Raw genomic sequence first — 21,317 nt, 5'->3', positions numbered from 1 at the left:
GAATTATCAATAAAACTTGAAGAAAAAGAAGGCTGGGATAAGCCCAGCCTGACAGAATAAATTAATTACTCACCTTTAGCTGCTTTAAAAGCTTCAGCCATTGCATTCGGAATAGTAACTTCTTCTTGTTTATTATTCACGCTTGCGACTGCCGCAGCTTCTTCTGCTTGAGCTTTTGCTTTTACAGATAAATGAACAATACGGGCTTTACGATCTACACCAGTGTATTTTGCTTCAACGACATCGCCTGCCACAACTTCATCAGTAAGATCAGTAGCACGAATATAACCTTCAGCTCCGCCTACTAATTCTACTTTAGCACCTTTTGCATCAGCTTCAACCACAGTTGCAGAAACTACCGCACCTTTTTTATTGATTGCGATGAAATTATTAAACGGATCTTCTTCAAGCTGTTTGATGCCTAAAGAGATACGCTCCTTAACTGCATCTACTGCTAATACCACTGCTGAAACCTCGTCACCTTTTTTGTAGTTACGAACGGCTTCTTCACCGGATACGTTCCAAGAAATATCAGATAAATGAACTAAACCATCGATCCCACCTTCAAGACCGATAAAGATACCGAAATCAGTGATAGATTTAATTTTACCGGTTACTTTGTCGCCTTTATTATGAGTTTCAGCAAACTGAGTCCACGGGTTAGGTTTACATTGTTTTAAGCCTAAAGAAATACGACGACGCTCTTCGTCAATTTCTAATACCATTACTTCAACAACATCGCCTAAACTCACCACTTTGGACGGATGAATGTTTTTATTAGTCCAATCCATTTCAGAAACGTGAACTAAGCCTTCAACACCATCTAAGATCTCAACAAAACAACCATAGTCAGTCAAATTAGTTACTTTACCGGTTAATTTGCTATTTACCGGATGATTTTCAGCGATAGCAACCCATGGATCTTGACCTAATTGTTTTAAGCCTAAAGAGACACGAGTACGATCCTTATCGAACTTCAATACTTTAACGGTTACTTCATCACCGACATTCACAATTTCGCTTGGGTGTTTCACACGTTTCCAAGCCATATCCGTGATGTGTAGTAAACCGTCAACACCGCCTAAATCAACGAATGCGCCGTAATCAGTTAAGTTTTTAACAATACCTTTAACTTCCGAACCTTCAACAAGGTTTTCTAACACTTGTTCACGTTCTTGGCTATTTTCTGACTCAATCACTGCTCGACGAGAAACAACAACGTTATTACGTTTTTGATCTAATTTGATCACTTTGAATTCTAATTCTTTACCTAATAAGTGATCTGCATCCCGTGCAGGACGAGTATCAACTAAAGAACCAGGTAAGAATGCACGAACACCGTTTAGCTCAACTGTGAAACCGCCTTTTACTTTACCGTTGATTAAACCGATAACAGTCGCTTTTTCTTCATAAGCTTTTTCTAATTCAATCCAAGATTCGTGACGAACCGCTTTCTCACGAGAAAGCTTAGTCTCACCGAAGCCATCTTCAACTGCATCTAATGCAACATTTACCGTGTCGCCGACTTGAACTTCAAGTTCACCTTGTGCATTTAGGAACTCAGCAACGGGAATTGCAGATTCAGATTTTAAACCGGCATCAACAAGGACGAAACCTTTTTGGATAGCTACTACAGTACCGCTAACGATTGAACCTTGACGGGTTTCAAGGCCTTTTAATGATTCTTCAAAGAGTTGAGCAAAAGATTCTGACATATAAATAATCTTCTTTAAAAGTTGATAACATCCACATTTTATCCATAAGATGTGGGGTTGAAAATAAACGTTTATTCATCCTTGAATAAACAAAGTTAAGTATTTTTACGTTGTTGAATGTAAGCCATCGCTTGAGCAATCACTTCATCAATACTCAATGTTGTACTATCAAGTAACAACGCATCTTCAGCCGGTCTAAGCGGAGCGACTTCACGATTTCTATCACGAAAATCTCGTTCCTTTATCTCGGCCAAAATCTGTGCAAAGTTACCACTAATTCCCTTGCTTTGCAACTGTTTATAGCGCCTTTTTGCGCGTTCTTCGGCACTTGCGTCTAAAAAGAGTTTCACCTGAGCAGTCGGAAATACCACCGTTCCCATATCACGCCCGTCAGCAATAAGGTTATTATTTTTGGCAAAATCTCGTTGAAGTTGCAGTAATGCCTCTCTAACCTGTGGAAAAACGGCAATTTTTGATGCGGCATCCGCCGTTTCTTGAGTACGAAGTAAATGGCTTACATTCTCGCCATTTAATAAAATATTTACTTCCCCATCTCGCGGAATAAATTGAATATCCAAATTACGTGCTAATTCCGCCAAAGCAAATTCATCGGATAAATTGACCGCACTTTTCATCGCCGCCAACGCCGTAACACGATAAATCGCCCCGCTATCTAACAAGGCATAGCCTAATTTTTCCGCTAACGCGTAGCATAATGTACCTTTTCCCGCACCACTTGGGCCATCAACGGTAATAATTATTCCCATAAGAAATCCTATAATTTGTCTAACATGCCTAAAACCAACGCTGAAGATTGCTTCGCCGCAAGCGGTAAAAACTCTTCAAAAGACAGGCTTGCTTCCCCATCGCCGCCATCAGAAATCGCACGAACAACCACAAAGGGTACATTAAATGCATAACATACTTGGGCGATTGCCGTTGCCTCCATTTCGACCGCTGTTACATGAGGGAAATCCGCTTTAATTTCAGCAATTTTATCTTCACTATTAATAAAGCTATCGCCGGAACAAATTAACCCGTGTTTTACCGATTGTCCCTGTGCTTCAGCAACTTTTTGGGCAAGATCCGCTAATTTCTTATCAGACAAAAATGTCGCGGGATTAGCCGGAAGTTGACCTTTTTCATAGCCGAATGCCGTAACATCCACATCGTGATAGCGGGTTTCATCGGAAATGACAATATCTCCTACTTTTAATCCTTTAGCTACCCCACCGGCTGAGCCCGTATTGATCACAATATCCGGTTTTGCCAACTGTAGTAAGGCGGTAGTTCCGATTGCAGCAGCGACTTTACCGATACCTGATTGCAACAAAGCAACGGATTTTCCATTAATTTTTCCCTCAAAAATGACCGCACTTGCTACTCTTGTTTCGATTTTATCCGCCATTAAACCTTTCAGAATTTCGACTTCTTGCGCCATTGCACCAACAATGCCTATTTTCATTTTTCTCTCTCCTTTTCCAATTTACTCACTAAATAATCTAATACGGCCACACTATAATCATCGTTATAAAGCGTACTCGCCGTCAGTACGTATTTCCCTCCAATCACCACATAGGGATAAGTAAAAACACCATATTCTTCGGTCAATTCAATAGAATCTTTTACTTTTTCTTTTATATCCGAAGAGTTTTCGGTTTTTGCAAAGATTTGTTTATCAAGTCCCTGCTGCTCTGCCCATTTTAGCATTTTTGCCGGTGATGCCAGTTCGACATAACGTGATTTCTCTGCCGTTTCAAACAATAATGAATCAGATAATTCCCCTGCCTTTAATGCTTTCAATGTGTAGAACACCTTCGCACTAAATTGATTTTCAATGGTTGCCACCGGATATTGTTCCAAAACAATTTTATCAGGACGCATTTGGCTATAAAACTCTAAAATATCTTGTGCGGACGAACACACTCGACAATCATAATCAAAAAAGAATTGGATACGGATTTTCTTATCTGCACGCAAAGGATGAACCACCGGTTCTTTATAGGAAAAATAATCGCGCCCGTCTTCAAATCTTAATGTATTTGCAGAAGGCAAGTGCGGTTGATTTTGTATAGAAAAATCTTTTGGATTCATTTCTGCGAAAGCAAATTGCGTTGCAATACCGAATAACGCAAGATTTCCCCATCGCCACTTTCTTATTTTACTCATCTATGGGTTCAATATGCTCTACTAATAATTGTATGTTACGATTACCTCGAAATTCATTTATGTCTAATTTATAGGCTAAACGGGCCCATTTAATAGATAAATCGGGATATAATCGGGTATCAACATTAAAGGCAACAGCATCTAAAAGCGGACCGCCTTGTTTCGGTTCTACCAACATTTTTAAATGGTTTTGCCCTTGTCCAATTGCGCGTTGATCCAAAATTTTAAATTCACCGTCAAAACAAGGTTCAGCAAATGCCGGCCCCCAAGGGCCACCATTTTTTAACAATTCAGCCGTTTCAAGAGTAAATTCATTCGTTCCTAATTCGCCGTCTGTCCAAATTATGCCTTTTAAATGCGCTTCATCCAACCAATCTAACACTGTTTGATTAAAAATTTGTTGAAATTGGCTAAAACATTCTTCACGAATGCTTAAACCTGCCGCCATTGCATGTCCGCCAAATTTTAAGATTATATCGGGATATTGAGAATGAATTCGTTCTAATAGGTCGCGGATATGTATTCCTTCAATAGAGCGGGCAGAACCTTTCAATACTCCTTTTTTATCTTGCGCAAAAGCAATAACCGGACGATGGTACTGGTCTTTAATGCGAGACGAAACGAGCCCTAACACACCTTGATGCCAATCCGCTTGATAAAGCACGATACCTGTTGGCAATGCACTGAAAAGTGCGGTTAGATTTCGGCAAATTTCCAGTGCCTCAAGTTTCATCCCCGCCTCAATTTCTTTGCGCGTTTGATTAAGTTGATCAAGTTCCAAAGCGAGTTCACGTGCAGTTTGCATATCTTCCGCAAGTAACAATTCCACGCCAAGAGACATATTATCCAATCGCCCGGCCGCATTTAAACGCGGTCCAATAGAAAAGCCAAGATCGCTTGCTGAAAACTGCTCAACATTACGATTCGCTACTTCTGCTAAGGCGATAATCCCAGGTCGGCAATATTTAGCACGAATGCGCATTAAACCTTGATAGGCTAAAATGCGATTATTCTGATCAAGCGGCACGAGATCAGCAATCGTACCCAGTGCTACCAGATCAAGCAGTTCCGTAAAATTAGGTTGGTTTTCCGCCGTAAAAATACCTAACTCTCGAAATTTCGCCCGCACCGCCAACATCAAATAAAATGCTACCCCTACGCCTGCCAAGGATTTTGAAGGAAAATCACATTGATTTAAGTTAGGGTTCACAATAGCATCAGCCGGAGGCAGTGTATCCGGAGGTAGATGATGATCTGTCACTAAAACCCGAATACCTTTTTCTTTCAAAAAAGCAATTCCTTCAAAAGAAGATACGCCATTATCCACTGTCATGAGTAATTGCACACCTTTTTCAATCGCCATTTCAGCCACAGGAATACTCAATCCATAGCCTTGTTCAAAGCGATTTGGCAACAAATAATCAATATTCGTAAAACCAAGCTGACGAAGCGCCAATATCGTCAATGCCGTACTTGTTGCTCCGTCTGCATCAAAATCCCCAACAATGACAATTTTTTGTTGGGTTTGATAAGCCGATACCAACAATGCTACAGCTTGAGTAATGCCATAAAGTTGATTCGGATTTAACATAGATTTTAAAGTGCGGTCTAATTCTTGTCTGTTTTTAATATGACGGGCACGATAAAGGCGATCCAATAAAGGATGTTCGGAAACAGAACCTCCGGTTGGAATTTTACGGCGTTTTATGTGTTTGTTCACGAGTAATTCATTCATAAGTAAAGAGCTGTTAAACCAACAGCTCTTTTATAAAATACAACATTGTTTTTATTCAATAAAAATTATTACTTGCTTTCTTTCAGCGCAGCTAATAAATCTGCCGGTTTTAAATATCCGCCGATTATCTCACCGCTTGAGGTAATAACACTCGGTGTGCCGGTTACGCCGAACTGAATACCTAACTCATAGTGTTTTTTCACAATATTAGGCGTTTTAACTTCCTTCGGCAGTCTACCGCTTTCAGCTTCGTTTAAAGCAAAAACAGGAGCCTTGGCAGTCCAAATAGCTTCCATTTGTTTTGCTGTTTCACTTCTCATGCCACCGCGAGGGAAAGCTAAATAACGCACGGTAATACCAAGATCATTATATTCTTTTAACTGTTGATGTAACAAATGGCAGTAGTGGCAGGTAATATCCATAAATACGGTAACGACATATTTTTCATTTTTTGCCGGATAAACTATCATTTCATTTTTATAAGAATTAAGCTTATCCATTAAAAACTTACCTGACACATTCACGGGCCCCTTAGTTGTTAATTTATAAAGTTTACCTTGGAAAGCATATTTTCCGTCTTCTGTGATATAAATAATGCCTTTGTCGGTTACCACAGTTTTAACCCCTGAAACCGGAGAATCTTTTATATCAATACTTTTGGCACCCAATGTTTTTAATTGGCTTTTAATTGCAGCATCACCCGCCATCGCATTCACTGCGACTCCACATAAAAGTGCGGTTAAAATTTTCTTCATTTTTTTATTCCTAAAGTTTGCTAAACACCTAAATTTGCTAAACAGTAAAGCTTGGGATTATAAAGAGATTGTTAATTTGTGCAAGCCTCACTACCCAAAAATCAGAAAATAGCATATAATCCGCCACTTTACAGTTAAAGCAAATTAATTATGTTTGAAATAAACCCCGTAAAAAATAAAATCATAGATCTTTCCAATCGCACTTCCGTGCTTCGGGGGTATCTTTGACTTCGACGCTAAAGTCGAACGTTTAGAAGAAGTCAATGCGGAATTAGAACAACCTGAGGTGTGGAACGATCCAGATAAAGCACAAGCCTTAGGGAAAGAACGAGTGTCACTTGAACAAGTGGTGAATACCATCAAAAATTTGGAACAAGGCTTGGAAGATGTGGACGGATTACTTGAGCTTGCCGTAGAAGCTGAGGATGAAGAGACCTTTAACGAAGCCGTAGTAGAATTAGAAACGCTTGAAACACAACTGGCTCAATTAGAATTTCGTCGTATGTTCAGTGGAGAACATGATGCATCTGATTGTTATGTCGATCTACAAGCCGGCTCCGGCGGTACAGAAGCGCAAGATTGGACAGAAATGTTATTGCGTATGTATTTACGCTGGGCGGAAAGCAAAGGTTTTAAAACGGAATTGATGGAAGTTTCCGATGGTGATGTCGCAGGTTTAAAATCTGCAACCATCAAAATCAGCGGTGAATATGCTTTTGGTTGGTTACGCACTGAAACCGGCATTCACCGTTTAGTGCGAAAAAGCCCTTTTGACTCCAATAACCGCCGTCATACTTCTTTTAGTGCTGTATTCGTTTATCCTGAAGTCAATGACTATATTGATATTGAAATTAATCCGGCAGATTTACGTATTGATGTTTACCGAGCTTCCGGCGCCGGAGGCCAGCACGTCAATAAAACCGAAAGTGCGGTGCGAATTACCCATATTCCGAGTGGTATTGTCGTGCAATGTCAAAATGATCGTTCCCAACACAAAAATAAAGATCAGGCAATGAAGCAGTTAAAAGCGAAATTGTATGAACTAGAGCTGCAAAAGAAAAATGCCGATAAACAAGCTATGGAAGATAATAAATCGGACATTGGTTGGGGCAGTCAAATTCGCTCTTACGTATTGGATGATTCGCGCATCAAAGATCTGCGTACTGGCATCGAAAATCGCAATACACAGGCCGTACTTGACGGTGATTTGGATCGCTTTATTGAAGCTAGTTTGAAATCGGGTTTATAATTAGGTCAATAACAAACACAATTAGGTAAATAGATGAGGAATATTGATTATAAATCTTTGAACTTACTTGATCTTATTATTAAAGAGAAGGGATTTGAAAAAGCCTCAAATAAATTAGGCATTACTCAGTCTGCCGTGTCACAAAGGATTAAGCAACTAGAAAATGAGTTTGGTGAGTTATTAGTCACGCGTACAGCCTCTCCAAAACCGACCGCTCTTGGACAAAAGTTGTTGAAATTACTTAATCACGTCCGATTAATTGAGCATGATATTTTTGATAATGGCGGCATCAACATCGAAATAATCCCTATTTCCATTAATGCAGACTCTCTTGCGACTTGGTTTTTACCTGCTGTTAATGAAATACTTACCGATCCGTCTTTACGTCTTGATATTAATGTAAAAGATGAAACTTATACGCTAAACAGCCTGCTATCAGGCAACGTTGTCGGAGCAGTAAGTACGCACTCAAAACCGATCATTAACGGCAAATGCGATTATATTGGCTCTTTAGATTACATTTTTGTGTCTTCACCAAAATTTGCAGATAAATTCTTCCCTCACGGGGTTAATCAAGAAAGTCTATTAAAGGCACCTGTACTGGCATTTTCTACTGAATTTGATCAGCATAATTTATTCCTGCAAGAATATTATGGTATGAGTCCCGGCAATTTAATTAGCCATATTATTCCTTCTTCTGAAGCCTATATATCACTAATTCTACAAGATGTAGCCTGCACTATGGTTTCTCGCCAACAAATTGAAAAAGAACTTGCGACAGGTGCAATTGTAAATTTAGAACCCAAATTGGTGCAACATAAAAAACTGTATTGGCATCGTTACAATTTAGAATCGGAATCTATCCAACGTTTAACCAGATGTATAATTGAAAACGGGCAAAAATTATTACAGCATAAACCTTTTTAAGATAAACCGTACTTTTGAAATATTTCTTCATAAAAATACCCCACCAAAGTGGGGTATTTATTGGGAGTAATTTCTTATCTATGCAAATAAAACAGCTATGAACTGATTATTCAACAATAATTTTCACCTTATATCGCCCATCATCCTGTTTATATGCACCGTGAATATCAGTAGCAAACCCTGGGTAATGAGTACCTATTTCACATAGCATTAACAAGAATTCCAAAATCGGACGACTTTCCTCTGTTATCATTTCACCCGGCATAACCAGTGGTACGCCCGGAGGATAAGGCAAGATCATATTAGCGTTAATTTTTCCAACCATATCTTCGATATAGCAATCTTGCACAGAACCGCTCAACTCTAGCTGAAAAGCTTTATTTGGCGTCATTACCATCTTCGGTAAAATATCAAAAGCTTTGTACATTAGTTCCGGTAAATTATGTTTATAAATTAATTGATGAATCCCTTGCGCTAAGGTTTGGATCCTCATATTTTCATAAAACTCCGGCGACTCCGCATACACTTCAGGCAGGATATCTTTCACAAGCACATTTTGGTCATAGAGAGTTTTAAACTCATTTAATCCTTGTACTAAACTTACTACTTTAGTATCGTCAACACCGATACTGATAAGTACTAATAAATTATAAGGTCCTGTTTTTTCAATAATGATCCCTTTACTATCAAGGAATTTAGACACTAATACGGCGGGAATACCTCTTTCTTGTAGTTGTCCTTCTTTGCTCAAACCTGGGGTTAATAGCGTGACTTTGATTGGATCTAAATACATATGTTCATCATCAATCTGTTTGAAACCGTGCCAAGGTTGATTTGGTTCAAGCTCCCAACATTCGATGCAATCAATATTCTCAGGTTGCCAAACATCAAAATACCAATCATCGCTAGTTAAATACGACTGACGAATAAGTTTTCTCAATTTGACCGCTCTTTCAATGGAATCTTGGATCAAGCGTTTTCCCATATTGTCATTCATCATTGCCGCAGCAACTTCAGTAGATGCCACAATTCCATAGTTTGGTGAAGTAGAGGTATGCATCATGTAAGCCTCATTGAAAACTTCTTCGTCAACCTTACCTTTAATATGGATCATGGAAGCTTGTGAAAATGCTGCCAGCAGTTTATGAGTGGATTGAGTTTCATAGATCACTTTATCCGCCAGTTGTATGCCTCCCATTCCGGTTTTACCTTGGTAAATTGGGCTGAAATTGGTATATGGCACCCAAGCAGAATCAAAATGAATGGATTTTACATTTAAATTTCGTTTGATTTTATCGGTATTGTAAAACAAACCGTCATAGGTAGAATTAGTGATCACCGCATGTACCGGCCAGCTGGCGTTTTGTGTCGTAGCAATTTTCTGTTTGATAACCTCATCGGTAAATTCACTTTCAGGAATTCCTCCCAACAAACCATAAGCATTACGGGTAGGTTTGAAATAAATAGGTACAATATCACTCATCATCAATAAATGAGTAAGTGATTTATGACAATTGCGGTCAATCAGCACTGTTTTACCAGCCGGAACAGAATACATTCCTACTACTTTATTAGCGGTAGATGTACCGTTGGTGATAATATAGCTGCGATCTGCATTAAAGGTTTTGGCAATATATTTTTCTGCTTCGGCATGAGGTCCGGAATGATCCAATAATGAGCCTAGTTCTCCTACTGAAATAGAAATATCAGATTTCAAGGTATTTTCACCGAAGAAATCATAGAAAACCGTGCCTATTGGTGATTTTTGAAATGCCGTCCCCCCCATATGTCCAGGTGTACAGAAGGTGTATTTACCCTCATCAACATATTTAAACAGGGCTTTAGTTAAGGGTGGAGTAATTTTATCTAAGTAATTTGTTATCGCTTTTTCAATTTTATGCAGAATATCCTGCGCCGAATAAAGATTGCTTTCGATGTATTGCACATTATTTTCTAAACTTTCAAAATCCAACTCCTCATCATTTTCCGAGTCTTTTAACAAGAAAATAGGTAAGTTTTCATTAATCATATTCATTTTCTTCACTAGCTCTTGGCTAAAAAAATCATCGTTGAAGAAATCCATATTAAGTAGTACAGCCACAATTCGGGTATTATTCTTAATCAAATTTAATAATTCCGATCTCAAACATACCTCAAGTACTTGATAGTTCTGTTGCTGTAAACAATGTGTTAGAGATTTAGTGTGATACGTTGCTTTATTGTAACCGATGACGATAGTTTTCATATTAAACTCCTTTACTTACTTATTGGCTGGATTGTTGCCAAGTTTCTTGGCATAGAAAGCAAAAATGGTGAGGGAAACTAATACTGTGGCTGTAATTTGATATTTCTCTGCTCCCGCTAAGGCGATAAAACAAAATAAAATCGCTAATATGGAAGCAACAAGACTGATAGTGCTTTTGGTGGTCATTCCCTCAAAGCGGATTAAGTTAATTGCCGAATAGAAATAAGGGAACATAGTGAGCATTACCGCAATGCTAGTTAATTGAGTGAATAAATCTGCCGCATTCGATCCACTAGCACTTACAATAGTGATGAGCACCATTAAAATAGTCATCATTGTTGATGCAATGATTAGACCTTTTCTTGGAACGTTATTGTTATCAACTTGCGCAAAAATAGCCGGAAAATTACCATCTTTGGCGGCACGCAAGCCGGCCTGTCCGACCAACATCATCCAAGATCCCAAAGAAGTTAAACAAGCAATAGCGGTAAAAGCAGAAACAAAAGGTTTTACCCAATCTCCCACCATTTTTGCCGAGCTAAGAGCAAAAGGCGCACCAGATTGTGCAACTTCTCCATTTGGGAACATACCCGAAATTGCCTGTGATGCTGAAATGTAAATAATTCCTGCAACAGCCGTTCCTAACAAGGTAGCCAGTGGTACAGTACGTTGCGGATTTTTTACTAACCCACTGCTTACAGAAGCGGATTCCACACCAACAAAGGCCCACAAACATAACAATACGGAATTGATAATAGATTTAGATGAATCAACCGTTGGATCTGCAAGCCAGTTAGTTTGGTAAATATTCATATCAAACCAAGCCCAGCCAAAAATTGCTGTACCAACCACAGGAATTAAAACAAGGATTAGTCCGATAGATGTTAATTTACTTACCCAAGCTCCCCCCAATAAATTCACAAAGGTGAATAACCAAACTACAGCGATAACTGCAATTGCCGCCGGAATCGGCTGATTAAGAATGGGAAAAAATACTGAAGAATAAGCAATCGCCGTGATAGCAATGGCAAGATTGCCAATCCAATTGGCGTGATAATACATAATTGAGGTTTGATACCCCAGTAGTGGAGAAATTTCGCCTGCATAGGCAACAGGCCCTCCCTCTTGTGGGTTTTTCGTACTTAGCCTTGCAAATACATAAGCTAATGCTAATGCCCCAATAGTAGCAATAATCCAGCCAATAATAGAAATCGATCCTATTTTGGCAAGCCCAGCGGGAAGCAAAGCAATTCCACTTCCCATCATGTTACCTGCAACTACCGCAATACAGGTAAAGAGTCCTATTTTTTTAGATGACGTCATTCATCTCCTCCTTACATTTTAATGTGTATTATTTTTAGTAGCCAACACAACAAAATCAGATTAGCTAATCAAATACTATATCAATTAGATAAACTTAACATTGATCTTGATCATAACCTTTACTGATAATTTAAAGTTAGAAATTAATTTAACTTATGATAAGATAGAGAGAAGCTTAGTTAGACAGAAGAAAAAAATGATTAATATTCAACCGGAACTAAACTGAATTATAAGAAGATGAAAGAAGTGATTGTTTTGTTCACTTGATAAATCGGATATAATCAATCCAACAACTATATAGGAGATTCAATATGTCAGAACCACAAATCCCAGAACTTGATCTTCAGGGCGAAATGCTCGTTCGTCGTGAAAAATTAGCCGCCTTACGTGCTAAAGGTAATGCTTTTCCAAACCAATTCCGCCGCGATTCGCTGGCACAAGATTTACGTCATAAATACGAGTCGGAAGAGGGTGAAACACTAAAAGAAAAAAATATTGAAGTCACCGTTGCCGGCCGTATTATGACTCGCCGAACAATGGGTAAAGCAACATTTATCACGTTACAGGATATGAGCGGTAAAATTCAACTTTATGTGGCGCAAGATAACCTCCGGGAAGGAGTTTATAAAGATGACGTCGGTCAGTGGGATTTAGGCGATATTGTCGGAGTTAAAGGAACGTTATTTAAAACCAAAACCGGAGAGCTGACTATTAAAGCAACTGAAGTTCAATTATTAACTAAGGCGCTTCGCCCGTTGCCAGATAAATTCCACGGTTTAACCGACCAAGAAATGCGTTATCGCCAACGTTATTTGGATTTAATTTCCAATGAAGAATCCCGACGTGCTTTTATCATTAGATCAAAAGTCGTAGCAGGAATTCGTGAATATTTCATCTCAAAAGGTTTCATGGAAGTAGAAACTCCAATGTTGCAAGTGATTCCAGGCGGTGCATCAGCACGTCCTTTCGTCACACATCATAATGCCCTCGATGTGGATATGTATTTGCGTATTGCGCCGGAACTTTATTTAAAACGTTTAGTAGTTGGCGGTTTTGAACGCGTGTTCGAATTAAATCGTAACTTCCGTAACGAAGGGGTTTCCGTTCGCCATAATCCGGAATTTACTATGCTTGAATACTATCAAGCCTATGCGGATTACCATGACTTAATGGACAATACCGAAGAATTATTACGCAAACTAGCCATTGATATCCTTGGCACAACTATCGTGAAATACGGTGAATACGAATTTGACTTTGGCAAACCGTTCGAACGTATTACGTTACATGATGCAACCATCAAATACGGTGCAGACAAAGGCATTGTAAAAGAAGATTTATATGATTTCGACCGAGCCAAAGCTACCGCCGAACGTTTAGGTATTGAGGTACAAAAATCTTGGGGATTAGGCAGTATTGTCAATGCAATTTTTGAGGAAGTAGCGGAACACCATTTAATTCAGCCGACTTTCTTAATGGCGCATCCTGCAGAAATTTCACCTCTTGCCCGTCGCAACGATGAAAATCCGGACGTCACCGACCGCTTTGAGTTATTTATCGGCGGACGTGAAATCGGCAATGGTTTTTCAGAATTAAACGACGCAGAAGACCAAAATGAACGCTTTGATGCTCAAGTTGCAGCAAAAGAGGCAGGGGACGATGAAGCTATGTTTAAGGACGAAGACTTTGTTGTTGCATTAGAGCATGGTTTACCGCCAACTGCGGGAGAAGGCTTAGGAATCGACCGTCTAGCGATGCTTTATGCAAATGCGCCTTCTATTCGCGATGTTATCCTCTTCCCAGCAATGCGACAAAAATAGTGAATTAATCTACTCCTAAAAAGGAAGCTCTATTTGCTTCCTTTTTAGTATCAAATATCTAAAAACTCCTCTATTTATCTGTATTTTTCATTTAAAACGTCTACTTCACTTCCGGCGGAATAAGTAGCTTAAATACAATAAATCCGGCACTCAGTACAACTAAGTATAAAAATCTGTACTCATTATGAGTACAGATTTTTTCATTAATCAAAAGAGTAAATTAAAGAATATTTTTCTCACCACGGGAAAGGCTAATCAACCCTGAACGAACAATTTCAAGCAGTGTTGTTTCTTCCTTCACTGCAGCAACAAAAGCATCCAACTTATCCTTTGTACCGGTTAGTTGAACCGTATAAGATTTAGGCGTGACATCCACAATCTGACCACGGAAAATATCGGTAAGACGTTTAATTTCATCACGAGATGCCCCTGTTGCGCGGATTTTTACCAGTAAAACTTCACGTTCAACATGTTCATGATCACTTAAATTGATCACTTTAAATACATCAATCAGCTTATGTAGTTGTTTTTCAATTTGCTCAAGCACTTGTTCATCCCCCACAGCTTCAATAGTCATCCGTGATAGAGTGGGATCATCCGTTGGTGCAACTGTAAGGCTTTCAATATTGAATGCACGTTGAGAGAATAAACCCACTACTCGTGATAACGCACCGGACTCATTTTCTAATAAAACAGACAAAATTCTACGCATTATTCATTCTCCCCTTTTGTTTTACCTAAAATCATTTCATTCATTGCTCCACCACGCACTTGCATAGGATAAACGTGTTCACTTTCATCAACATTGATGTCGACAAATACTAGTTTGTTTTTAAGATTAAAAGCCTCTTCTAATTTACTTTCCAACTCATCCGGCGCAGTAATCTTAATTCCTACGTGTCCGTAAGATTCTGTCAATTTCACAAAATCCGGTAAAGAATTCATATAGGTTTGTGAATGACGACCCGAATAAATCAAATCTTGCCATTGTTTCACCATACCTAAGAAATGATTATTCAAACAAATAATAACAATAGGAATACCATATTGGGTTGCAGTAGAAAGTTCCTGAATATTCATCTGGATACTGCCATCACCGGTAACACAAACAACCGTAGCATTAGGTTGGGCAAGTTTTGCTCCTAACGCAGCCGGTAAACCAAATCCCATTGTGCCTAATCCGCCTGAGTTAATCCAGTGACGAGGCTTATTAAATGGGTAATGTAACGCTGCAAACATTTGATGCTGTCCTACATCCGAAGCAACATAAGCCTCTCCGTTAGTAATTCGATAAACAGCCTCCATTACTTGTTGAGGCTTAATCACACTCGAAGTGCGGTCGAAATCCAAACAGTTTTTCTCTTTCCATTTATTAATCTGTTTCCACCAGTCCTCAAGATAATTTTGCGGGTGGTTTCCCCCTTCTTCTCCTAATAAACTTAAAAACTCCGTCAATACATTCTTCGCACTACCTACAATCGGAATTGCCACTTTCACATTTTTAGAAATAGATGCCGGATCGATGTCAATTTGAATCACTTTTGCATACGGGCAGTATTTGTCGAGGTTATTTGTTGTACGATCATCAAAACGTACGCCAATCCCTAAGATCAAATCACTTTCATGCATAGCATTATTAGCTTCATAGGTTCCGTGCATACCCAACATGCCTAAAAATTGTTTATCGCTTCCCGGATAAGTACCTAACCCCATTAAAGAAGAGGTAACCGGCAAATTCAAACGCTGTGCTAACTGGGTTAATTCCTCGCTACATTCGGCGGCAATCGCCCCGCCCCCCACAAATAAAATGGGTTTCTTTGCCACTAATAAGGCTTTTAATGCTTTTTTAATCTGCCCTTTATGCCCATTCACCGTTGGGTTATAAGAACGCATTTCAACAGATTTTGGATATTCATAAGGGAATTTATGATTTGGATTTACAGTATCTTTTGGAATATCAACAACAACAGGGCCAGGACGACCTGTTGATGCAATATAAAATGCCTTTTTGATTATTTCGGGAATATCTTCCGCTTTTTTTACAATAAAACTGTGTTTTACTACAGGACGAGAAATCCCTACCATATCACACTCTTGGAAAGCATCGCTACCAATTAAATGGCTCATCACTTGTCCTGAAATCACCACCATCGGCACGGAATCCGCATAAGCGGTGGCAATACCGGTTATGGCATTAGTAGCACCGGGACCTGATGTGACTAATACACAACCTACCTTGCCTGTTGCACGTGTATAACCATCTGCCATATGAACAGCGGCTTGTTCATGACGTACAAGAATGTGTTCAATTCCGCCAAGGGTATGAATCGCATCATAAATATCGAGTACTGCGCCCCCCGGATAGCCAAACAAATACTCTACCCCTTCATCACGTAGTGATTGCACTACCATTTCAGCACCAGATAATTTCTTCATAATTCCCTCCTAAAATTGACCGCACTTTAATTGATTATTAACAGATATTTTTCTTGATTTGTTTTATCATACTGTCAAAAAAATCTTTGTCCAGATACCCTCCCAACATAGAAACCCAAATTTAACAAAATAAAAAACCAACAAATAACAAAAACATAAAATAAAATAAAATAAATTTATTAAAAATATAAAAAAATGCGACTTTATGTCGCATTTTATAAAAATAGTAAAATTTTATTTTTTGTTTACTTTTTTGAACTGGATCACATTTTTAACGTTTTTTCACGATAAAAATGAGTATAACTAAAGACACTGCAGTTACAACAAACCCAGCCATGCCAGATTCTGTAAAACCAACTGTGATATAACCGATGCAACTTGCTGTTGCAACAGTTAAGGCATAAGGTAATTGTGTTGTGACATGGTCCATATGATTACATTTTGCCCCAGTAGAGGAAAGAATCGTTGTATCTGAAACTGGCGAACAGTGATCACCACATACTGCTCCAGCCATTACTGCGGAAAGACAAGGCAACATTAATTCCAGTGCAACATTCATTGACATTGAGGCTGCGATAGGTAGCATAATACCAAATGTTCCCCAACTTGTACCTGTAGAAAAGGCCATTACCGAAGCAAGAATAAATAAAATAACAGGCAAAAATTGAACAGGAATATTATCAGAAACCAGAGAGGATAAATATTTGCCCGTTTGCATATCACCCACAATTTTATTGATTGTCCAAGCAAAAAATAAAATTGCAATTGCACCCGTCATAGATTTAATACCGAGTTTCCATGCACGTACATACTCGGCAAAATTTATCTGACCGTCTGAGATAATCAAAACTGTTGATATAATGACCGCACTTACTCCCCCTACGACAAGAGAAATTCCAACATTTGTATTTTCAAAAGCCCCCAATACAGAGAACGGTGAACCGGCTTTAGCAAGCGCTTGCCCACCGGTATACATCATTATTGAAATCGTAACTACGATTAAAACCAAAATAGGGAACACAAGATTCCGAACGTGCCCTTTTGCGCCCGATTCGTCTTCCGCCTCCTGATTTTCTCGTGCCATTGCCGCTTTTTCATGACGTGCCATAGAACCAATATCAAATGAGAAATAAGCAACAAAAAATACCATAAGTAATGCAAAGATCGCATAGTAATTCATTGCGCTCATTGCCACAAATGCCCCAATTGGCGTATATTCAGTAATGGAATAAGTCGTTAATAAACCTGCCACCAAGGTAATAATATAAGCCCCCCAACTTGAAACCGGCATCATCACACACATCGGTGCGGCAGTAGAATCGAGGATATAAGCTAATTTTGCACGAGATACCTTGAAACGATCGGTAACAGGACGGGCAATAGCCCCCACTGCAAGGCTATGAAAATAATCATCAATAAATGTTACAAAAACCAAAGATGCAGCTAATAATTTTGCACCACGGCGTGCCTTAATCCGCTTTTGAGCCCATTCCACAAATGCATGGTTACTACCAGATACCGTTAAAAGTGCGGTTAAAACACCAAGCAAAAGTAAAAAAAGAACGATATTCATATTTGAATTAATTACGCCATCACTGTACACCAAGGAGATAATGTTATCTTTTAGATAAATAAGAGTAGGTAAAATTGAAGCGTTATTAAGCATCAATGCACCAACTATAATCCCTGTACTCAGGGAAACTAATACTCGACGTGTTGCAATCGCCAACATAATAGCCAGTGATGCGGGAGAAATAGACCAAATTGAAGAAGAATAATCGATAAGTTCCATTAAATTACACCTAAAATTAACGGAGACAACGGCAGAAAATGGGACAAGCTTCCCTCACTAACCGTAGCGCTCCATAGTTATTCACTATGACAGTGACGTTCCTTTCAGATACGCCACCAACCAGTTAAAACGACTTTTAACTGATTTCGGCAACTACTCCCTTCCTTTTTCGTCATCGCTATCCACTCGGAAAAAATACTTATAGTAATCGCACCTCTACTTTGTAAGGACTTGGAAGATTACATGAAAACTGAAAAAAAATCTAATAAATTCTGTAAATTACCTCAATTTATCAAGAACCTATAATGAGGAAATAACCATAATGAACATTTAAAATAAGGTTCATCATATTATTTAGCTTAATTTTATTTAAATTTAACATTTACCTTATAAGTTAATTTCGTTATTATAAGCCGTCTGTAGTTTATATTTACACATCATAAAATAGAGGTTTGTTATGGCTGACTTAATCAAAATATTTACTAACCGTCACAGTATTCGTGCAGCAGTACGTGATTTAACATTAGAACAAGCTGAAAATGCATTAAAAAAATTTGAAGAAGCGATTGCTGAAAAACGTGTACAAATGGAAGAAATTCAACAAGCAGAAATTGAACGTAAGGCACGTATTGCAAAATATAAAGAATTAATTAAACAGGAAGGAATTACTGCTGAGGAATTGCAAGCTATTATCGGTACTTTCTCATCGGGTTCTCGTAAAAAGCGTAAACCGATCCCTGCGAAATATAAATACACCACTGAAAATGGGGAGCAAAAAACTTGGACAGGGCAGGGACGCACTCCAAACGTAATTCAAAAGGCATTGGATGCCGGTAAATCTTTATCCGACTTTGAAATTTAATTATTTCTTCTCTCTAAAGAACCCATATATCTTTATGGGTTCTCTTTTATTCGTAATAAAAACATTAACACTATGATCGAAAAGAAAATACTTCTTACCGATTGTCCCGATGATAAAGGGTTAATCTCTAAGATTACAAATATTTGTTATAAACACCAATTAAACATTTTACATAATAATGAATTTGTTGATTTTGAAACAAAACATTTCTTTATGCGTACGGAACTTGAAGGGATTTTTAACGAGACAACTTTACTTGAAGATCTCAAATATAGTTTACCGAAAGGAACAAATTGTCGATTAATTAGCTCAAAACGTAAGCGTATTATCATTTTAGTCACAAAAGAAGCTCATTGTCTTGGTGATATTTTAATGAAAAATTATTACGGCGCACTGGATGTAGAAATCGTTGCAGTTATTGGCAATCATGATAATTTACGGGAATTGGTCGAGCGTTTTAATATTCCATTTCATTACATTAGCCATGAGGGTTTAACCCGTGTTGAGCATGATAAATTACTTTCGATAAAAATTGACGAATACGCTCCGGATTATATTGTATTAGCCAAATATATGCGAGTTCTCAATCCTAAGTTCGTAGAGCGCTATCCAAACAAAGTAATTAACATTCATCACTCTTTCTTGCCTGCATTTATTGGAGCAAAACCCTACCATCAAGCCTATGAACGAGGCGTAAAAATTATTGGTGCTACCGCACACTTCATCAATAATGAGTTGGATCAAGGCCCAATCATTATGCAAAATGTGATTAATGTAGATCATACTTATAACGCAGATGCCATGATGCGTGCCGGTCGAGACGTAGAAAAAACGGTTCTCAGCCGAGCGCTCGATCTGGCTCTACATGATAGAATTTTTGTTTATAAAAACAAAACAGTGGTGTTGTAATGGAATCAATTACTCTCATGCCAATTAAAGCGGTTGAAGGCACAATTAACCTTCCCGGTTCAAAAAGTTTATCTAACCGAGCTCTGCTTCTGGCGGCATTAGCTAAAGGCACAACAAAAGTTACTAATTTGCTCGATAGTGATGACATTCGTCATATGTTGAACGCCCTCAAAGCACTCGGAGTCAATTACCAACTTTCTGAGGATAAAACCTCCTGTGAAATTGAAGGTTTGGACGGCGTATTTAATATTCGAAGCGGAATTTCACTTTTTCTTGGTAATGCTGGCACAGCCATGCGCCCGTTAACTGCAGCACTTTGTTTGAAAGGTGAAACAGAGGGTGAAGTAATTCTTACCGGTGAACCCCGAATGAAAGAACGCCCCATTCGCCATTTAGTTGATGCGCTTCACCAAGCTGGTGCTCACATACATTATTTGGAAAACGAGGGTTATCCTCCCCTTGCAATTCGAAATCGCGGCATAAAGGGCGGAAAAATAAAAATTGACGGTTCAATTTCATCTCAATTTCTGACCGCACTTTTAATGACGGCTCCCCTTGCTGAGAATGATACGGAAATTGAAGTAATTGGCGAGTTAGTTTCTAAGCCCTATATTGATATCACATTAGCAATGATGAAAGATTTCGGTATAGATGTAAAAAACTACAAATACAAGACTTTCCGTATTCAAGGTAATCAATCTTATCTTTCTCCCGGTACATATTTAGTAGAAGGAGATGCTTCTTCCGCCTCTTACTTTTTAGCAGCTGCAGCTATCAAAGGCAAAGTAAAAATCACGGGTATTGGAAAAAATTCTATACAAGGCGATCGTTTATTTGCTGAAGTATTAGAAAAAATGGGAGCTAAGGTAACTTGGGGCGCTGATTTTATTCAGGTGGAAAAATCCAAACTTCACGGAATTGATATGGATATGAACCATATCCCTGATGCTGCAATGACCATAGCAATAACCGCACTTTTTGCTGAAGGTGAAACAACTATTCGCAATATTTATAATTGGCGCGTGAAAGAAACTGATCGTCTCAGCGCAATGGCGACTGAATTAAGAAAAATCGGAGCAGAAGTTGAAGAAGGAGAAGATTTTATTCACATTCAGCCTCTTCCATTAAATAAATTTCAACATGCGAATATTGCGACCTATAATGATCATCGTATGGCAATGTGTTTTGCTCTCGTTGTACTTTCAGACACAGCTGTTACTATTCTTGATCCTCAATGTACGACAAAAACTTTTCCAACATTCTTTGAAGAATTTGAAAAAATTTGTATAAGAGATTAAATAAGTACGGGAAATATTAGACTGTTTTTTTAAAAAACTAAAAAAAGCGAACGTGATGTTCGCTTTTTACATAAAATAGAAT

The 21,317-nt window shown here is 38.5% G+C and carries 17 protein-coding genes and 1 riboswitch; of the genes, 6 read left to right on the top strand and 11 right to left on the bottom strand.

What is annotated here, in order from left to right:
- Positions 1-65: 65 nt before the first annotated feature.
- The 6 genes from rpsA to dsbC form a co-directional block, all read right to left on the bottom strand.
- Positions 66-1,715, bottom strand: a complete 1,650-nt coding sequence (gene rpsA / locus BKL51_RS02210) for a 30S ribosomal protein S1 (protein WP_077465115.1) — start codon at positions 1,713-1,715, stop codon at positions 66-68.
- A 95-nt stretch (positions 1,716-1,810) separates the two neighbouring features.
- The gene (cmk, locus tag BKL51_RS02205; protein WP_077465114.1) at positions 1,811-2,482 is read right to left on the bottom strand and encodes a (d)CMP kinase; all 672 of its coding nucleotides are present in this window, start codon (positions 2,480-2,482) and stop codon (positions 1,811-1,813) included.
- 8 nt (positions 2,483-2,490) lie between these two features.
- Positions 2,491-3,180: a 5'-methylthioadenosine/adenosylhomocysteine nucleosidase gene (locus BKL51_RS02200; protein WP_077465113.1), complete on the bottom strand. Its 690-nt coding sequence runs from the start codon at positions 3,178-3,180 to the stop codon at positions 2,491-2,493.
- A complete protein-coding gene (locus BKL51_RS02195; protein WP_077465112.1) occupies positions 3,177-3,884 on the bottom strand; it encodes a thiol:disulfide interchange protein DsbA/DsbL in 708 nt (235 codons plus the stop codon). The genes BKL51_RS02200 and BKL51_RS02195 overlap by 4 nt, the downstream gene beginning before the upstream one ends.
- Positions 3,877-5,604, bottom strand: coding sequence for a single-stranded-DNA-specific exonuclease RecJ (gene recJ, locus BKL51_RS02190; RefSeq protein WP_077465120.1), 1,728 nt, complete (start codon positions 5,602-5,604; stop codon positions 3,877-3,879). The genes BKL51_RS02195 and recJ overlap by 8 nt, the downstream gene beginning before the upstream one ends.
- Before the next feature lie 83 nt (positions 5,605-5,687).
- Complete coding sequence (gene dsbC / locus BKL51_RS02185; protein WP_077465111.1) at positions 5,688-6,374, bottom strand: bifunctional protein-disulfide isomerase/oxidoreductase DsbC; 687 nt, start codon at positions 6,372-6,374, stop codon at positions 5,688-5,690.
- 150 nt (positions 6,375-6,524) lie between these two features.
- On the opposite strand from dsbC, the gene prfB reads away from it, so the two are divergent.
- A protein-coding gene (prfB, locus tag BKL51_RS02180) for a peptide chain release factor 2 (protein ID WP_143530488.1) occupies positions 6,525-7,623 on the top strand; the annotation gives its coding sequence in 2 pieces (ribosomal slippage) (positions 6,525-6,599 and positions 6,601-7,623; 1,098 coding nt in all).
- A gap of 33 nt (positions 7,624-7,656) precedes the next feature.
- Positions 7,657-8,550: a LysR family transcriptional regulator ArgP gene (locus BKL51_RS02175; RefSeq protein ID WP_077465109.1), complete on the top strand. Its 894-nt coding sequence runs from the start codon at positions 7,657-7,659 to the stop codon at positions 8,548-8,550.
- A gap of 106 nt (positions 8,551-8,656) precedes the next feature.
- On the opposite strand, the gene BKL51_RS02170 is transcribed toward BKL51_RS02175, so the two are convergent.
- Positions 8,657-10,795 carry a lysine decarboxylase LdcC gene (locus BKL51_RS02170; RefSeq protein WP_077465108.1) on the bottom strand — a complete coding sequence of 713 codons (2,139 nt, stop codon included), beginning with the start codon at positions 10,793-10,795 and terminating at the stop codon, positions 8,657-8,659.
- 15 nt (positions 10,796-10,810) lie between these two features.
- Positions 10,811-12,118 (bottom strand): cadaverine/lysine antiporter, encoded by a 1,308-nt coding sequence (gene cadB, locus BKL51_RS02165; RefSeq protein WP_077465107.1) that lies wholly within the window; start codon positions 12,116-12,118, stop codon positions 10,811-10,813.
- A 311-nt stretch (positions 12,119-12,429) separates the two neighbouring features.
- On the opposite strand from cadB, the gene lysS reads away from it, so the two are divergent.
- Complete coding sequence (gene lysS, locus BKL51_RS02160) at positions 12,430-13,938, top strand: lysine--tRNA ligase (RefSeq protein WP_077465106.1); 1,509 nt, start codon at positions 12,430-12,432, stop codon at positions 13,936-13,938.
- 220 nt (positions 13,939-14,158) lie between these two features.
- On the opposite strand, the gene ilvN is transcribed toward lysS, so the two are convergent.
- From ilvN to BKL51_RS02145, 3 genes are all read right to left on the bottom strand, one after another.
- Positions 14,159-14,650, bottom strand: coding sequence for an acetolactate synthase small subunit (gene ilvN / locus BKL51_RS02155; protein WP_077465105.1), 492 nt, complete (start codon positions 14,648-14,650; stop codon positions 14,159-14,161).
- Complete coding sequence (locus BKL51_RS02150; RefSeq protein WP_077465104.1) at positions 14,650-16,374, bottom strand: acetolactate synthase 3 large subunit; 1,725 nt, start codon at positions 16,372-16,374, stop codon at positions 14,650-14,652. The genes ilvN and BKL51_RS02150 overlap by 1 nt, the downstream gene beginning before the upstream one ends.
- A 271-nt stretch (positions 16,375-16,645) precedes the next feature.
- A complete protein-coding gene (locus tag BKL51_RS02145; protein WP_077465103.1) occupies positions 16,646-18,166 on the bottom strand; it encodes a Na+/H+ antiporter NhaC family protein in 1,521 nt (506 codons plus the stop codon).
- Between the two features lie 56 nt (positions 18,167-18,222).
- A riboswitch (Lysine riboswitch) is annotated at positions 18,223-18,393 on the bottom strand.
- 230 nt (positions 18,394-18,623) lie between these two features.
- Here BKL51_RS02145 and BKL51_RS02140 point away from each other — a divergent pair.
- The 3 genes from BKL51_RS02140 to aroA all read left to right on the top strand — a co-directional run bounded on the left by BKL51_RS02140 (position 18,624) and on the right by aroA (position 21,235).
- Entirely contained in the window at positions 18,624-19,028 is a 405-nt protein-coding gene (locus BKL51_RS02140; RefSeq protein WP_077465102.1) for an H-NS family nucleoid-associated regulatory protein, read from the top strand.
- Positions 19,029-19,100: 72 nt separating this feature from the next.
- Complete coding sequence (gene purU, locus BKL51_RS02135; RefSeq protein WP_077465101.1) at positions 19,101-19,937, top strand: formyltetrahydrofolate deformylase; 837 nt, start codon at positions 19,101-19,103, stop codon at positions 19,935-19,937.
- The gene (gene aroA / locus BKL51_RS02130; RefSeq protein ID WP_077465100.1) at positions 19,937-21,235 is read left to right on the top strand and encodes a 3-phosphoshikimate 1-carboxyvinyltransferase; all 1,299 of its coding nucleotides are present in this window, start codon (positions 19,937-19,939) and stop codon (positions 21,233-21,235) included. The genes purU and aroA overlap by 1 nt, the downstream gene beginning before the upstream one ends.
- Positions 21,236-21,317: the final 82 nt, after the last annotated feature.

Source organism: Rodentibacter sp. Ppn85 (assembly GCF_001999335.1).
Lineage (GTDB): Bacteria > Pseudomonadota > Gammaproteobacteria > Enterobacterales > Pasteurellaceae > Rodentibacter.
This window is presented reverse-complemented; position numbering and strand designations above follow the sequence as displayed.

What these genes read in the sequence shown, in the direction of transcription:
- BKL51_RS02175 (WP_077465109.1), top strand. Translation starts at nt 7,657, where the DNA reads ATGAGGAATATTGATTATAAATCTTTGAACTTACTTGATCTTATTATT.
- BKL51_RS02195 (WP_077465112.1), bottom strand. Translation starts at nt 3,884, where the DNA reads ATGAGTAAAATAAGAAAGTGGCGATGGGGAAATCTTGCGTTATTCGGT.
- BKL51_RS02170 (WP_077465108.1), bottom strand. Translation starts at nt 10,795, where the DNA reads ATGAAAACTATCGTCATCGGTTACAATAAAGCAACGTATCACACTAAA.
- cmk (WP_077465114.1), bottom strand. Translation starts at nt 2,482, where the DNA reads ATGGGAATAATTATTACCGTTGATGGCCCAAGTGGTGCGGGAAAAGGT.
- BKL51_RS02150 (WP_077465104.1), bottom strand. Translation starts at nt 16,374, where the DNA reads ATGAAGAAATTATCTGGTGCTGAAATGGTAGTGCAATCACTACGTGAT.
- lysS (WP_077465106.1), top strand. Translation starts at nt 12,430, where the DNA reads ATGTCAGAACCACAAATCCCAGAACTTGATCTTCAGGGCGAAATGCTC.
- dsbC (WP_077465111.1), bottom strand. Translation starts at nt 6,374, where the DNA reads ATGAAGAAAATTTTAACCGCACTTTTATGTGGAGTCGCAGTGAATGCG.
- aroA (WP_077465100.1), top strand. Translation starts at nt 19,937, where the DNA reads ATGGAATCAATTACTCTCATGCCAATTAAAGCGGTTGAAGGCACAATT.
- purU (WP_077465101.1), top strand. Translation starts at nt 19,101, where the DNA reads ATGATCGAAAAGAAAATACTTCTTACCGATTGTCCCGATGATAAAGGG.
- BKL51_RS02145 (WP_077465103.1), bottom strand. Translation starts at nt 18,166, where the DNA reads ATGGAACTTATCGATTATTCTTCTTCAATTTGGTCTATTTCTCCCGCA.
- BKL51_RS02200 (WP_077465113.1), bottom strand. Translation starts at nt 3,180, where the DNA reads ATGAAAATAGGCATTGTTGGTGCAATGGCGCAAGAAGTCGAAATTCTG.
- ilvN (WP_077465105.1), bottom strand. Translation starts at nt 14,650, where the DNA reads ATGCGTAGAATTTTGTCTGTTTTATTAGAAAATGAGTCCGGTGCGTTA.
- BKL51_RS02140 (WP_077465102.1), top strand. Translation starts at nt 18,624, where the DNA reads ATGGCTGACTTAATCAAAATATTTACTAACCGTCACAGTATTCGTGCA.
- cadB (WP_077465107.1), bottom strand. Translation starts at nt 12,118, where the DNA reads ATGACGTCATCTAAAAAAATAGGACTCTTTACCTGTATTGCGGTAGTT.
- rpsA (WP_077465115.1), bottom strand. Translation starts at nt 1,715, where the DNA reads ATGTCAGAATCTTTTGCTCAACTCTTTGAAGAATCATTAAAAGGCCTT.